The sequence below is a fragment of the Anabaena sp. UHCC 0204 genome, from assembly GCF_009711975.1.
Taxonomy (GTDB): domain Bacteria; phylum Cyanobacteriota; class Cyanobacteriia; order Cyanobacteriales; family Nostocaceae; genus Dolichospermum.
Genome location: NZ_VIKW01000004.1, coordinates 242649 through 257919, shown reverse-complemented (window position 1 = coordinate 257919; position 15271 = coordinate 242649). Strand labels below are relative to the sequence as shown.

At 36.0% G+C, this 15271-nt stretch carries 9 protein-coding genes; 8 read left to right on the top strand and 1 reads right to left on the bottom strand.

Features of this window, described 5'->3' with window-relative positions:
• From FJR04_RS05395 to FJR04_RS05360, 8 genes are all read left to right on the top strand, one after another.
• The coding region (locus FJR04_RS05395; RefSeq protein WP_168492464.1) for a CHAT domain-containing protein at positions 1-3664 on the top strand (3664 nt) is incomplete at its 5' end.
• A gap of 176 nt (positions 3665-3840) precedes the next feature.
• Positions 3841-5460, top strand: a complete 1620-nt coding sequence (locus tag FJR04_RS05390; RefSeq protein ID WP_168492462.1) for a CHASE2 domain-containing protein — start codon at positions 3841-3843, stop codon at positions 5458-5460.
• A gap of 43 nt (positions 5461-5503) precedes the next feature.
• Positions 5504-6295 (top strand): MinD/ParA family protein, encoded by a 792-nt coding sequence (locus tag FJR04_RS05385; RefSeq protein ID WP_168492460.1) that lies wholly within the window; start codon positions 5504-5506, stop codon positions 6293-6295.
• Positions 6296-6393: 98 nt separating this feature from the next.
• Positions 6394-8874, top strand: coding sequence for a transcriptional regulator (locus FJR04_RS05380; RefSeq protein WP_168492458.1), 2481 nt, complete (start codon positions 6394-6396; stop codon positions 8872-8874).
• A gap of 43 nt (positions 8875-8917) precedes the next feature.
• Positions 8918-10180 carry a pentapeptide repeat-containing protein gene (locus FJR04_RS05375; RefSeq protein WP_168492457.1) on the top strand — a complete coding sequence of 421 codons (1263 nt, stop codon included), beginning with the start codon at positions 8918-8920 and terminating at the stop codon, positions 10178-10180.
• Complete coding sequence (locus tag FJR04_RS05370; RefSeq protein WP_168492456.1) at positions 10170-11912, top strand: tetratricopeptide repeat protein; 1743 nt, start codon at positions 10170-10172, stop codon at positions 11910-11912. The genes FJR04_RS05375 and FJR04_RS05370 overlap by 11 nt, the downstream gene beginning before the upstream one ends.
• Positions 11913-12250: 338 nt before the next feature.
• Positions 12251-13123 (top strand): bile acid:sodium symporter, encoded by an 873-nt coding sequence (locus FJR04_RS05365; protein ID WP_254445202.1) that lies wholly within the window; start codon positions 12251-12253, stop codon positions 13121-13123.
• A gap of 276 nt (positions 13124-13399) precedes the next feature.
• On the top strand, positions 13400-14476 hold the full coding sequence (locus FJR04_RS05360; protein ID WP_168492452.1) for a hemolysin family protein: 1077 nt from the start codon (positions 13400-13402) through the stop codon (positions 14474-14476).
• Between the two features lie 77 nt (positions 14477-14553).
• On the opposite strand, the gene FJR04_RS05355 is transcribed toward FJR04_RS05360, so the two are convergent.
• A complete protein-coding gene (locus FJR04_RS05355) occupies positions 14554-15249 on the bottom strand; it encodes a hypothetical protein (protein WP_168492451.1) in 696 nt (231 codons plus the stop codon).
• Between the last annotated feature and the right edge of the window lie 22 nt (positions 15250-15271).

Genomic DNA, 15271 nt, shown 5'->3' with positions numbered 1-15271 from the left:
TGGTAATTTAACTATAGCTGCTAATACTAATATCACAGCCGATACAGATAGTGATGGAATAGGAAATTTTGCCTTGAATGGGACTCTATTCAATACTAATAATAATCCTCTCACGATCATTGCGGCTGATGTCCAATTAGATGGAGTATTAAATTTAGGTTCTGCCAACTTAACGTTACAACCTTCAACTGATAATAATACAGTTGGTATTGGCAGTGGTGCTACTGGTATTTTCAATCTCAATACAACTGATTTAACGAATATCACTACTACTGGTAATGTCACTATTGGCAGGATGGATAATACTGGAGTTGTGAATATTGCTGCATCTGGAAATCCTCTTGATTTGAGTGGTATAGATTATAATTTGATAGTCATAGGTGGTGGTGGTTTGAATATTAATAGCAATATTACTACAGAAAATGATCAAACCTATGATGGTGATATTAACTTATCAAATAATACGGTTTTAGAAGGTAAAAATATTGCTTTAAATGGTAATATAAATGCCTCGACAAATGGGGGACAGTCTTTAACTGTTAATGGTAGTGGAAATACTACTTTGGGGAGTGATGATACTCAAGAAGTTGGTGGAATTAATCGGCTAAGTTCTTTAACTATGAATGGTGCTGGTACAACTACTATTAAAACTAATGCAGTCAATACTACAGGTAATCAGACTTATAATAATGGTGTGATAGTAGGAAGCGATACAACTATAAACAGCAGCAATAATAGTAATGTTGCTTTTAATAATACTATTGATTCTGATGGTACACCACGTAGTTTGACTATTAATGCGGGGGGATTGACTAGCTTTAATGATTCAATTGGAAACACCAGTTCACTGTTTTCTTTAACCACGGATGTTGGTGGGACGATTGCTATTAATACTACCAGTATTAAGACAGCAGGGGATCAAACTTATGGTGAATTAATGTCTTTGGGTAGTGATGTAGTTTTAGAAAGTACAGATAATGGCAATATTACCTTCAATGATCAGGTTGATTCTGGTGGTGGTATAGCGAGAAACTTAACTGTGAATACTGGTGGTATAACTCGCTTTAATAATGCAGTTGGTGATAATAATCCTCTCAATTCTTTGACTACAAATATCGAGGGGAGTACAGAAATTAATAATAATGTTACTACCACTGGTACAGCAGGACAAACCTATAATGATCAAGTCAAATTTACCAATAATGCAATTATTACAAGTAATGCTTTAAACTTTGGTAATGATGTGAGCGGTGTTGGTGTAGAGTTGACAATTTTGCCAGTGACAGCAACTCAGGCAATTACTTTAGGTGGAACAAGTAATGATATCAGCGGTGTGCTGACTCTGAATAAATCAGAAATAGATTTCTTCCAAGATGGATTTAATTTAATTACCTTTGGCCGAGTTGATGGTAGTGGTTTAATTACATTAACGGGTGATGTGACATTTAAAGATCCTGTAGTTGTGCGATCGCCTATCGGTTCAGGAGCAATTAATGGTACTAATGCTAATATCACTGGCACAGGTGATGCTAGTGTAACTCTCCAAGCCAACCAAGATATTGTTACTGGTAATATTAGCACCCAAGGTCAAGCAATTAGTATCACTACTCCTAATGGTAAAGTGACAACAGGTTCTCTGATTACCAGTTCGACCACAGGAAATGGTGGTGATGTCACCCTTCAATCTTTTGGCAACATTAATACAGGCAATATCAATAGCAGTTCTACCTTTGGGGAAGGAGGTAAAATTGACATCACTATTACAGATAGAAATATCCCCGTCGAACTATTAACCGCAGAAATTCTCTCAACAGGATTGGTAGCTACAGGTAACATTGATAGTTCGGGTATTACTGGTGGTGATATCACCATTCAACCCTTCTCTTCCCTAATTACAGGCAACCTCAACTCCAGCGGTACTTTTGGCAAAGCCGGTGATGTTACTTTGGGACTAAGCAATCAAATTATTCAGATAGGTTCAATCAAGGCAGAAAGCATCAGCAATCAAGGTGGTAATGTAGATATCTCTGCATTAGTTTATTTTATTGCTAAAGATAGCTTCACCTCTCTAAATGGTCAAAAAGCCAGTATTTCCACCTTGGGCTTACCTAGTAGTGGTGTATTTTCACTCTTGCATGGTGCATCTATATTACAAGTTGGCACACTTCCCATAGATAGTTTAGGAAATATTACAGGTAGCGGCACAAAAGATGCAATTATAGTTGGTGAAACCAGACTCAGTAATATCAATATACCTGGTAATTTCAGCGTTCCTAACATTAATATCGTTAGCCAAGAACCACCTCCTAATGTTCCTAGAACTGCCTTATTGAGTGGTTCTCTCGGACTAGCAGCACCAAATAACACAGATGTATCGCCAAGAGGAGAAACTAAAATTCATAATGAAGTTTCTAGTGTTCTAGGTATTAATGTTCGGGAATTATCCGATACTGAAATTCAGAGTAGACTCACGAAAATTGTTGGCATTAAACCAGCTATTATTGAGGCCTTTTTTAAACCAGATTGGAACTTTCCACAAGGAAGTGCCAAAGAACAAGATTCAGATAAATTATATCTAGCAGTAATCACAGCAAATAGCCAAAAAATTGAAAAACCAGTACCAGGAGTAACCAGGAAAAATATCAAAGAGATTAGGCAGAACTATCTCAGGAGACTTCAGGATGCTAATTTAGCTAGAAGTGATAGTAAATCCTATCTAAATTATAGCCAAGAACTATATAATGCCTTAATTAAACCCATCGCTCAAGATTTAGTAGAACTGAAAGTTGATACTCTATCTTTTGTGATGGATACAGATTTACGTTCTTTACCAATTGCTGCACTTCATGATGGAGAAAGATTTATTTTTGAAAAATATAAAATTGGGATTATGCCCAGTACCTCACTCACATTACCGGAAAAACCAGAATCCTATGATGTGAGACAAACTCAAATTCTTGCTATGGGAGCATCAGAATTTGACAATATTAATCCATCATTAGATCCATTACCAGCAGTACCAATTGAATTAAATACAATTACAAACATCTGGCTAAATAACTCATCTGCAACCAAATCTCAAAACAGTAAGCCCTATTATCTCAACAAAGAATATTTTACAATTGACAATTTCATCAAAGCCCGGTCATTAAATCAATTTCGGATGATTCATTTGGCAACTCATGGTAAATTTGAAGGAGGATTAAAAAATTCTTATATTCAGTTTGGTGATGGAAAAGTAACATTAGATAATCTCGCAACTACATTAAACTTAAATAGTTCACCTTTTGTAGAGTTAATGGTACTTAGTGCTTGTGAAACAGCGATCGCTGATAAAGAAGCAGAAATGGGATTTGCTGGTATAGCAGTCAAAGCAGGAGTAAAATCCGTTTTAGCTAGTCTTTGGTCTGTAGATGATGCTGGTACATTAGCATTGATGGTCAGCTTCTATAAACATTTACAATCCAACCCTATTAAAGTAGAAGCACTACGACTAGCTCAATTAGATATGATGACAGGAAAAGTCCAATTTAAGGACGGTTATATAGTTATCAATGATGAACGGATCGAAAAATTACCCCCAGATTTAGAAGATTTAAAAGATATAGATTTTAAACATCCTTATTACTGGAGTGCATTTACTATGATTGGCAATTTTTGGTAATAAAAGGAAGAATTAGAAGTCGTAGGGGCGAAGCATTCGGACAATAGCCTTAGACAAAAATGGATAATTGATAGCCCGAATGCTTCGCTCGTACAGTAGTTAATTGTTAATTATCATCGTTACGCTATCAGCAAACATTAATTAAATAACCAGCAAATTAAATCGCTAATAAAATTATGATGTCTCAACTCAAATCAAAAATTGACGCTTTGTTATTCAATCCCCAATTATCTCAAGCAATATCTAGATGGAGTAGTAAAGTATTAATCGTCAGTGTGGGGATGACAGTTATAGTCTTGGGAATTCGCCAATTAGGGGGATTACAATCTTTAGAATTGCAAGCTTTTGATTATTTAGTCCGCCAACGTCCTAATGAACCTGAAGATAAAAGATTATTGATAGTTGGTTTCACAGATGAAGATATTAATAAAAAAATTCCCTATCCCATATCTGATCAAAAACTTGCGGAAATTTTAGAAAAGCTGCAACAGTATGAACCAGCAGTAATTGGCGTAGATATATTTCGAGATATCCCCATTGGTGAAGGCAATGAAACCTTAAATAAAACTTTTGAAGAGGCAAATACAACTATTATTATGCCTTGCGGGATGAGTGATGCTGAAAAAAATTCTGGTGTCAAACCACCCTCTAGCATTCCTTCTGAACAGGTTGGTTTTGCTAATAAAGACCCTGATTCAGATGCAATTATTCGCCGCAGTATTTTAGTTAGTAGTCCCCCCTCTTTAGACAAACCTTATCCAGACAAACATCTTTGTAATGATCCTCAACAAATCCTCTCTTCTTTTCCCTTTCTGATTTCACAATATTACTTTCCTGAAGACATCCAAATAGACCCACCAACAGACACAACACCCCTGAAAATAGGTAAAATTGCATTCCAACGCCTAGAAAGCAATGCTGGTGGTTATCAAAACTTAAAGGCCTCCGATTATCAGATTTTACTTAACTATCGTTCATCTCAATCACCTAGTCGGATAGTAAGTATTTCTGAACTCCTGAATAATCAGGTTGCTCCAGAATTAATCAAAAATAATGTAGTTTTAGTTGGCTATACTGGTACTAGTTTTAAAGATACTTTTCCCACCCCCTACAACCGCAACTCTGATACACCAGGAGTCGTGATTCACGCCCAAATTGTCAGTCAAATTATTAGTGCTGTTGAAGATAATCGTCCCCCTCAAATTCTGTATTTTCCTGAATTAGGAGAATGGTTATGGATTTGGGGCTGGGCTGTTTTGGGAGGGTTACTAACTTGGCCAAAATTAAAACCAACAGGGTTAGTTATCACCGCAATAGTAGTCATGGTAGGTGGATTATGTGTAGTTTGCTATGCGGGGTTATTTTTCTGGGCATATTGGCTACCTCTTATTCCTTCCGTATTAGTATTAGTAGGAACTTCTACCACTGTATTATGGATAGAACGTATCCGCATTGCTCCCGAAATGGACTGGGACGGTATACGGGAAGAAGAAACCAAAAAGAAAGGACAAGCTGAAAAAACCGCACGTCAAGAGTTTCTCAAACAATTAGCTGAAAAAGCTGATGAATTAAAAAGAGAAGCCATTGATTTCAATATGGAAGAAATTCAGGATTCCCTACCTTTTGAGCGTCTAAAATCTTCTTACATGGATAATTACTTAAATAAATTAGCTCTCAAAGCACAACAAATGCGAGATAATTGGCGCATCCTCACAGAAAAACCCTTTGAGCAAAAAAAAGCATCAATCCGCACCTTAGTAAAAAAATCTCAATATTTACGTAGCAAATTCGATTAATATAATACGGTTGAATAATCACAACTCTCATTAACGAAAATATATGCCGAAGATTATATCTTTTTACTCCTTCCGAGATGGTACAGGTAAATCAACTATTGTGGCTAATCTAGCAGCAGCGATCGCTAGAAAAACAAAATACAAAGTCGGAATTATCGAAACTAATCTTTCATCTCCAGGATTGCATTATTTATTCCCAGGACAAGAACGCCTGGATTACCTCAATCACTATCTGAAAAAAGAATGTTCCATTAGCAAAGCTGCATACAAATTTGATTTCCAGATGGAAAATCAAAGTTTTAACATTGACCTGATTCCTGCTAGTCCTAAAATGGGAGATATTGCTCAAAGTCTCAATTTGGAATTAGATAATCAATATCCTAAATATATTTATGATGGATTCAACACTGTAATTGAAAACTTAAACATTGACTATTTATTAGTTGACTGTCCAGCCGGAATTAGAGAACAAACTCTATTACCTATTAGCATTTCTAACACCATCGTCATCGTCTTGCGTCCAGATATCCAAGACCTCCAAGAAACAACTATGTCATTAGAAATTGCCGAAAAATTAAGTATTCCTAAAAAAATGCTAATTATGAATCAAGCCGTTAATAATGAAGAAGAATTGACAACCGAACTACATAAATTTTTCCATCGTCAAGCAACTGTAGCTGGAATACTACCTACCTCTGAAAAAATTATCCAGTTTTCTATACCCAAACAATTACAAAATAACAAAAAAAATACATCTAGTTTATTTTATGTAGAAAATCCAGAAGATCCATGGAGTAAAAAAATCGAAAAAATCGCTAACAAAATTATTGCCTAAAGCTATAAAAACCGCCACTCAAAATCATTCTTGTCACCAGCCTCTTTTCCTTTTAAATGCTACTAAATTACAGATAAATAACAAATTATAGTGGACGCATGAATCAGCGCACTTTGACTAACCAAAAACCCCTAAGTTACATTATAGATCCCACAGGAAATATCGTTGCTGAAGCTGGAGAAACATTTAAATTAAGAGTAACAGTATTTAATCAAGGTGGAGAAGATGCCCTGATTAATATCCGCATAGATAGCATCAAATATATAGATAAAAACTACTTCGGCCACACATTAAGAAATATCCCACCTAGCCAAAGTCTAGGTTTAAATGCGGAACAGAATGGAGAAGTAATATTTGACATTGAAATTCCATCTGATTCCATTGCTGGATTATACGAATATATACTTATATTAGATGCCCCAGAAGCATCACAACATTATCGAGAAGAACGCATTCAGCACCAAGGAAAACTATTAATCAAATCTTTTGTTAAATCATCTGATACAGCGAATGATCCTACCTTTACCGTTGAACCATATACCAGTTCCTCCTCACCGATTCCTCTCCAACCAGGTGATAAATTAGACCTCATAATTAAAGTTGATAATCGTTCACAACGGGTAGATAGATTCCGTCTGAGTTGTCCAGATTTAAACCTAATTTGGCCTGATTTTCCTAAAGATAATCTGCAAATTAACTATACACCAACTGGTTATACATCAAGATCACTTCCTACCTCCGACACACTAGAATTAAACCCTGGAGAAAAAGGAGACATTCAGGTTGAATTAACTATCCCATCTGATAGTATAGCTGGAGTTTACTCGCCTACCATTCGGATCTATTCAGATAACGAAGAATTTTCCCCTAACCAGCAGAAATTAGTCCTATTGGATATGTTTTATATCCAGGTAAAAGGGACTTATGAATTAGATATACAAATGCTTACCAAGGTAGGAAAAGTTCAAAACTTACCAGGATTATTTGAATTACAATTTTATAACAAAGGCAACACAGTTAGGGAATTAAAAATTAATGTAGAAAGTGCAGATCAAGAAAATATATGTACTTATCAATTAAACAAAGAAGATATATCGTTATTACCTGGAGCATCTACAAGCATTAATTTAACAGTACAGCCTCCTCAGTTATGGTGGCGACGACCTTTTTATGGTAGGTCATTTAACTTCATAGTAGAAATTATAGATACCCAGGACTTACCATTAATTAATAATCGGTTTCAGGGGGCATTAATTTGGGAATCTCGTCCTTGGTGGCACTTTATCATCTTAGCTTTAATAATTTTAGGCGTAATTACAGGTACAGGTTTTATCCTCTGGTGGCTATTATTTAAACCCAAGCCATTACCGCAGATTGTCCATTTGTATTCAGAAAGCACTTTTTATAAAGAAATTAATGATGATGCAGTTAGATTAAATTGGCAAATTACCGAAGCAAATAGAATTAAAAATATTCAAATAGTCGGTTTTTCCCCTGAAGGAATCATCACCAGCGCCCCTGTAGTTTACGATTTCCAACAGGGTATTCCTCCGCAACTACAAGATTCTTGTCAGATTAAACAGCAGGTATTGAACTGCGAAAATGTGATGACAGATGCTCGAAAATCAGGTGACTATAACTTTGAAATTACCATCTCTTACCAACAAGGAAAAGGCACATTATCTCAATCTCTAAAAACTAATAAAATCAATATTGAACCTATTCCTCAACCTCAGATTATTTCTTTAACATCAACTCAACCTGAATATCAAGAAAATGCCCTAGATAGGAAGGGTATTCTACTGAATTGGGAAATTAATAACCCAGAACAAATCAAAGAAGTAATATTAGTTGGTAAAACACCTGAAGGAGCAATACAAACTCAATTAAAAAAATATGATTTGCAGTCATTAAATAAATTGTGTTCTCAGCAAGCAGAAGTCCTCAGTTGTAAAAATGTTCCTACTGATGGTATTAATCCCGGAAATTACTTGTTTGAATTAGCAGTGATTCCCAAAAAAGGACAACCCGAAAAAATAGAAGTTAAAAAAACCGATTTAATTAAAATCAAACCCATACCTACCCAAATAGTCGAGTTTAAAATTCAAGGTGCAGAAGCCCGCCCCAACTATATAATTCCAATTATTGCTAATCAACAGATGCCCTTGAATGTATCATGGAAAGTCAAGGGTAGTAAGAATATTAAAGTTGAACTTCTTCCCTCACCAGGTGTAGTTCAACCAGAGGGAGCAATTTCTTATTTGTTAAATACTGCTAATCCTATTAAAGAAACAATTACTTTACAAGTAACTAATGAAGCAGGTGAAGTAATTACTCGTTCTACAGTTATTGAAACTCTTGTTCCACCAATATCACCCTCAGAAAAATCCTCAGATATTCCTAATATTCCGCCAGGAGCTTTGTCTCCAGAGAATCCTGTACCAACTGGTGCTGGTAATCAAACTGAAAAAACTCCAACTGCACCTAATGGAACAAAAACACCTCCACGAAGATATTTACCAAATTCTCCAGAAAATGACATATTACCACCTGAGGAATTACCACCTCAATTTCGCTAATAAATAGATTGATCATTTAGTTAGTAAATTCTCAAAATTAATTATGAAACATTTTTATTGGTTGCCACTGATATTCCTAGCGACATTTTCAATTTTAAATTTACCTGGAGAAGCTGCCAATAGAAGGCAGTTAGAACAATTATTAAAAACTGGAGAATGTATTAAATGTGATTTGCGAAATGCCAACCTGAGAGGAGCAGAATTAAATGGAGCAAATTTACAAGGCAGTGATCTTAGAGGAGCAAAACTTAATGATTTGAAAGCGACAAGAGCAATTTTAGAAAATACAAAATTAGAAAATGCTGATTTAGAAAATGCCAATCTTAGTAATGCCAATTTAAAATCATCTGATTTGTTAAGAGCTAAGTTAATTCAAGCTAATTTATCAGGAACGAATCTATCAGGTTCTAATTTATTCATGGCTAATTTGAAAAATGGCAATTTAGAAAATGCTGTTTTCAATAAAGCTAATTTAAAAGAAGCTAATTTAGAGGGAGTTAATTTAAATGGTGCAGATTTAACTGGAGCAAATTTAGAAAATGCTAATCTTCTGCACGCTGATTTGAGAGCAGCTAAAATTAGTCAGGAAACAGTTATAGATAGTAAATGGCTGTTTGTCTGGAAAGTAGCTAATCAAACTGCTGGTAAAGAATTAGCAGGAGTAGATTTAGTCGGTGCAAATTTACAGGGGATTAACCTAGATTATGCTAATTTATCAGGGGCAAATTTAGAAAATGCTGCTTTATTTATAGTTAACTTACGAGGAGCGAATTTGTATGAGGTAAATTTAACCAAAGCTCAACTTACCTATGCTGATTTAAGTAGAGCTAATCTGAGAGGGGCAAAACTTCTAGAAACTGATTTTCGTTATGCAAATCTAGCTGATACTGATCTAAGACAGGTGAATTTCCAAGATACAAAAATCAATGAAGGAACGATTATTGATCCAAAATGGCGCTTGGTTTGGGAAATTACCAATCAAGGAGGTGAAAGTAAGGATATGTCCCAAGTTAATCTGGAAGAAGCTTATTTAAGTAATGTGAATTTATATCGGGCTAGACTAAGTAATGCTAAACTATATGGTGCAAATCTAAGTAAAACTAATTTACAAGAATCTAACTTGTATAGTAGTGATCTCAAAGGTGCTAACTTACAGGGAGCTAACTTAAAAGGAGCTAATTTGGCAAAAGCTAACTTAGCGGGGGCGAATCTGAAAGCGGCTCAAATGGAAGGAGCTAACCTCAAAGAAGCCTATCTATGTAGAACAATTATGCCCGACGGCAGCGAACATAGTTGTGAAAAATAAAGGTAAAAATATTGAGGAATGGGTAATGGGAAATATAGGTTTACAAAAAGGGATAATATTTCAAACTATTCCTCGTTTATCTTCTTTGTTGCTGTTTAGTTTTTGTAGTTTGGCGTTAACTGTTTATCATCCTCAACCTGCCCAAGCAGAACAAGATTTAAAGGATTTTGATTACTGGGCTTCTTTATGTAGTGCTTGGGAAGTGGCGGTAAATAATAAGAAGTATGAGGATGCTTTAAAAGCTTGTGATACTGCTTTGGCAATTAATGCTCGTCCGCCTCAACTTTGGTTAGCACGGGGTAATGTATTATTAGCATTTAATAAGTTTACAGAAGCTGTTGCTTCCTATGAAAGAGTTATTAATTTAGATCCCAAAAGTTCCGAAGGTTGGACACAAAAATGTTCAGCATTAACGGAGTTAGCACAATATCCCCAAGCTATTATTGCTTGTGATAAGGCTTTACAAATAGATGCAAATTGGGGGAGAGCGACTCCGGCTGTAGCTTGGAATTATCGGGGTGTGGCGTTCAGTAAATTTGCCAAGCCAGAAGAGGCGCGTTTATCTTTTGATTGGGCGACAAAATTAAATCCAGATTATTCCCTAGCTTGGACAAATAGTTGTTTAGCTTTATATCAAGTTCCTAATTTAGAAGCAGCATTAAAAGCTTGCGATCGCGCCCTGGAAGCCAATCAATTTTGGGGTAGTTATAGCGCCGCCACTGGTTGGGCTAATCGTGGTAAAGTTACCTACGCTATGGGGTTATATGATGAATCTTTGAATGCCTACAATAAAGCTATAGCTACTAATGCCAACGACGGCAAAATTTGGACAGAATATGGCGTAGTTTTAGGAAAATTAGGCAAGTATGCCCAGGCACAAACGGCTTTTGATACAGCAGTCAAACTCAGTCCTAGTTATGCTTTTGCCCTAGCCAATCAATGCGCTAACTTTAACCGGATTGGTAAGCATGAAGAAGCGGCGGCGGCTTGTGAAACGGCTTTACAAAAAAGTGATAATGTGTGGGGACAAGAAGGGGTGGCTTTAGGTTGGAATCAATATGGCAACGCCTTGACGGGATTGGGTAAACATGAAGAGGCTTTAGCTTCATTAAATAGAGCGATCGCTATCAAACCCAATTATGCCAGCGCCTGGAGTAATAGAAGTGTCACTCTTTGGTATCAAGGCAAATATAATGAAGCTTTACTTTCCAATCAACGAGCAATTGAAATAGAACCTTTTTCTTCCCAAGCTTGGTACAATCAAGGGCGAATTTTTACCTCTTTGGGACAAGTAGAAGAAGCCCTAGCTGCATACAATCGCGCTCTGAAAGGAGATGGTTATATCGGCGATAGAACCATGTTAGCGGAGATTTGGGTAAATCAAAGTGCCACATTATTACGTCTAAAACGTTATCAAGAAGCGATTACTGCGGCTGATAATGCGATCGCTTTTAATCCTCAATCTTCAATAGCTTGGTATAACAAAGCTTTAGGATTAATGGCTTTAAAACGTTATCAAGAAGCAGCAAATACTTATGAAAGAGCAATCAGTATTGAAGCTAAAAACCCTAATTTCTGGGCAGGAAAAGGCATAGCATTGAGATTTTTGGCCAGATATCCAGAGGCTAGTGAAGCCTTGAAAAAAGCTTTAGAACTCAATCCCAATCATCCCCAAGCCTTAGTAAATCAAGATATTGTGATGGAGAAATTACAACCACCAACTCCACAGTAAGTAGGTGGGCGTTAAAAATTGTCGTTGGTGCAAGGGAACAGGGAACAGGAAGAGAGTTTTGAGCGATTTTACTTTTCTTCACATACCTTTAATTTTTTCTGTTCACCTACTTAATTAATTATTTCATACTCACCCTGGCGACTAGAAGTCGCAGCTACACAGACAAAACCCACCTATTCCTTCGGTCCCGTAAGGGATACGTGGGTTAATTATATTCGCCTAAAACTTTTCAAATATCCTCTAAACAGGTAGAAAGCGTTAATTTGCTATTGTGCTGTAAGTGAATGGGTTGTAGAATACTGCTTATATTTTCAACTCATTGTGTAGTTCATACAAATATGGAAGCAAGCTTTTTGAGTGCAGTTGTTTTACCCACATCCTTAGCTATTATTATGCTAGGGATGGGATTATCTCTTCTACCCGAAGATTTTCAACGGATAAAAAAGTATCCTAAAGCTGTCTCAGCCGGCTTAATCAGTCAGTTAGTTTTTTTACCTATTATTGGTTTTATTGTTGCTACAGTTGTACCCATGCAGCCGGAAATCGCCATGGGGTTAATGATCATCGCACTGTGTCCAGGTGGGGCATCCTCGAATATAATTACATTTTTGGCTAAGGGTGATGTTGCACTTTCAGTAACTTTGACAGCTTTTAGCAGCGTGATTACAGTATTGACAATTCCATTGTTAGGAAACCTCGCATATCAGCACTTTATCGGCACAAGTGGGGCGATCGCCATACCCATCGGAAAAACAATACTGCAAATTTTTCTAATGACGCTTTTTCCTATCGGCTTAGGAATGGGTTTACGGCAGATTTTTCCAGAATTTGCTTTATCTTTAGAAAAAGTGACTAACCGTCTCGCCGGTGCATTACTAGCTATAATTATTTTATTGCTAACTATTCGTGAATGGCAGCGTATCCCCGACTTAATTCAGCAAGTGGGAGTTGGCGTTGTCTTGTTGAATACTATCTCCATGTTTACAGGGTTTTGTATTAGTAAGCTATTGAAACTTAATCCTGCTCAACAAATCTGCATTACAATTGAAGTTGGTCTTCAAAGTGGATCACTAGCGATCGCTATTACCGCCGGACTACTCAAAAATCCTGAGATGGCTATCCCGGCTGCGGTTTACAGTTTATTTATGTATTTAACAGGGTTTATTGTTATTTGCTACGGTAGAAAATTGGCTGCAACCAACTCTTTATAACAATTGACAATTGACAATTGATAGGTGAAGAAGGTGACAGGTAACAAGCAATAGGGAGGAGAAGAGAAAAAATATTTTTCTTGTTTCTGATAGCGTAGCGTAAGCCATACTCCTGACTCCTTCCTTAACTTACTCTAACAAAATATAACTATTCCCATCTCTCATTTCCAGATAGGATAAGATTTTTATATCCAGAAAGTTAAACACCGCGCTATAATCATTAAAGAATAAATTCAAAGTATTCCCAATTAGATATTCCCATACTTGGGGAAATATATGTTACAACTTATAATTACTGTTTTTATGCTTATTTTAGGGTCAGCGTTGTGTTCTTGTACAGAAACGGCGCTGTTTTCTGTTTCAACGTTAAGAGTTAGACAATTAGCGCAATTAAAAAATCCTTCCGCAGTTGCACTTTTAGCGATTCGTGAAAACATGAATCGGCCGATTGCTACTATTGTTATCCTCAATAATATTTTCAATATCATTGGTAGTATTCTCACAGGAAGTATTGCTACTCAAGTATTAGGAGATAAATGGCTTGGTGTATTTTCAGGAATATTAACATTTCTGATTATTATCTTTGGAGAAATTATCCCCAAAACTATTGGAGAAAGATATTCTGAACAAATTGCTATACTCACAGCCATACCTGTAACTGGAATTTCTATTGCTTTTACACCCTTGGTTTGGATTCTAGAAAATGTCACTGCACCCTTTTCTAGAGGGAGGAAAAGACCGACGACAAATGAAGCAGAAATAAAGCTGTTAGCAAGGATTGGTCAACAAGAGGGAATTATTCAAAGTGATGAAGCAGAGATGATTCAGCGGGTATTTAGATTAAATGATGTAACAGCTTCAGATTTGATGACACCCCAAATCATGCTCACATATATCCGTGGTAATTTAACTCTTGCTGAGTCTAAAGCCGATATTATTGCTTCCCAACATACCCGAATTATCGTTATTGATGAATCTATTGATCAAATTATTGGATTTGCTTTAAAACAAAGTTTACTAACAGCAATGATTGAAGGGAATAATGATAAAAAAATTGCAGATTTGTGTCGAAAGGTGCGTTTTGTCCCGGAAATGATTCGCGCTGACAAACTTCTGAAAAACTTCATAGAAGCCCGCGAACACCTTGCGGTAGTTGTTGATGAATATGGCTGTGTTGCTGGTGTTATTACCTTGGAAGATGTACTTGAGGTAATAACTGGTGAAATTGTAGATGAAACTGATAAAAGTGTTGATTTGCAAGAAATTGCTCGGAAAAAACGGGAAAGAATGTTACAATCTATCAATATTCCTCAACCAAAAGAAACAACTGAGGAATCAGAAATTAGGGTTTAGCTACTAATTGGGAATTGGTGATTGGTAATTTTATTCTTCCTCCTGACTCCTGACTGGGCGCAGGCCCTGCGCCCCTACTAAATAAATCTCTCCTGATCATTAATATTAGTAATAATCTTTTGTGAATCTGATTTTATGAGTTCATTAGCTTCTTTTAATAAAGCTTGTTGTTCATTATGAATAACTTCTAAACGATAGGTAATTTCGGCTAACCGTTGCTGTTTATCTGGATAAATATTGGTAGAAATTAACTTTATTCCTTCAGAATTATCATCATTTAACTGATTATCAGTAACTGGTTTAATTCTTAAATTTCCATATTTTCCAAACACTATCCACAGAGATTTTAAGGATTTTTGTAGTAAAATAAAAGGAATTTTTAAAAGAGACCAACTAGCAGTTTCTATTAACTTAACAATTGCTTTGATAATACTCCAAAGTAAAGCAATTATAAACAAGAGAATGATCACACCCCTGACAGGGTGATTTATTCCCCAAGTGAATATTTCCAATACCTTGAAAACTAAGGGATATTTTGATAACCAATCATGAACAGAAGTATTAATAGCATTTTGCATTACTCCTGATGTCGTATTGGTAAATTTTTCAACAGTGTGCCAATTATTTTCTAAAGAAGCTTTAGTATTATCAGTGGTTTGTGTGGCTGTTTCTTGTACAGATTGAGTGAAAGAATTCAAATTCTGATAAATACTATCTTTCAGAATTTGCCAACGTTGAATAGCTGCCTCTGATAAGTTTGAATTTAGCTGCATAAGCATCAAATATCTTAATTTC

What these genes read in the sequence shown, in the direction of transcription:
- FJR04_RS05390 (WP_168492462.1), top strand. Translation starts at nt 3,841, where the DNA reads ATGATGTCTCAACTCAAATCAAAAATTGACGCTTTGTTATTCAATCCC.
- FJR04_RS05385 (WP_168492460.1), top strand. Translation starts at nt 5,504, where the DNA reads ATGCCGAAGATTATATCTTTTTACTCCTTCCGAGATGGTACAGGTAAA.
- FJR04_RS05380 (WP_168492458.1), top strand. Translation starts at nt 6,394, where the DNA reads ATGAATCAGCGCACTTTGACTAACCAAAAACCCCTAAGTTACATTATA.
- FJR04_RS05375 (WP_168492457.1), top strand. Translation starts at nt 8,918, where the DNA reads ATGAAACATTTTTATTGGTTGCCACTGATATTCCTAGCGACATTTTCA.
- FJR04_RS05365 (WP_254445202.1), top strand. Translation starts at nt 12,251, where the DNA reads ATGGAAGCAAGCTTTTTGAGTGCAGTTGTTTTACCCACATCCTTAGCT.
- FJR04_RS05360 (WP_168492452.1), top strand. Translation starts at nt 13,400, where the DNA reads ATGTTACAACTTATAATTACTGTTTTTATGCTTATTTTAGGGTCAGCG.
- FJR04_RS05355 (WP_168492451.1), bottom strand. Translation starts at nt 15,249, where the DNA reads ATGCAGCTAAATTCAAACTTATCAGAGGCAGCTATTCAACGTTGGCAA.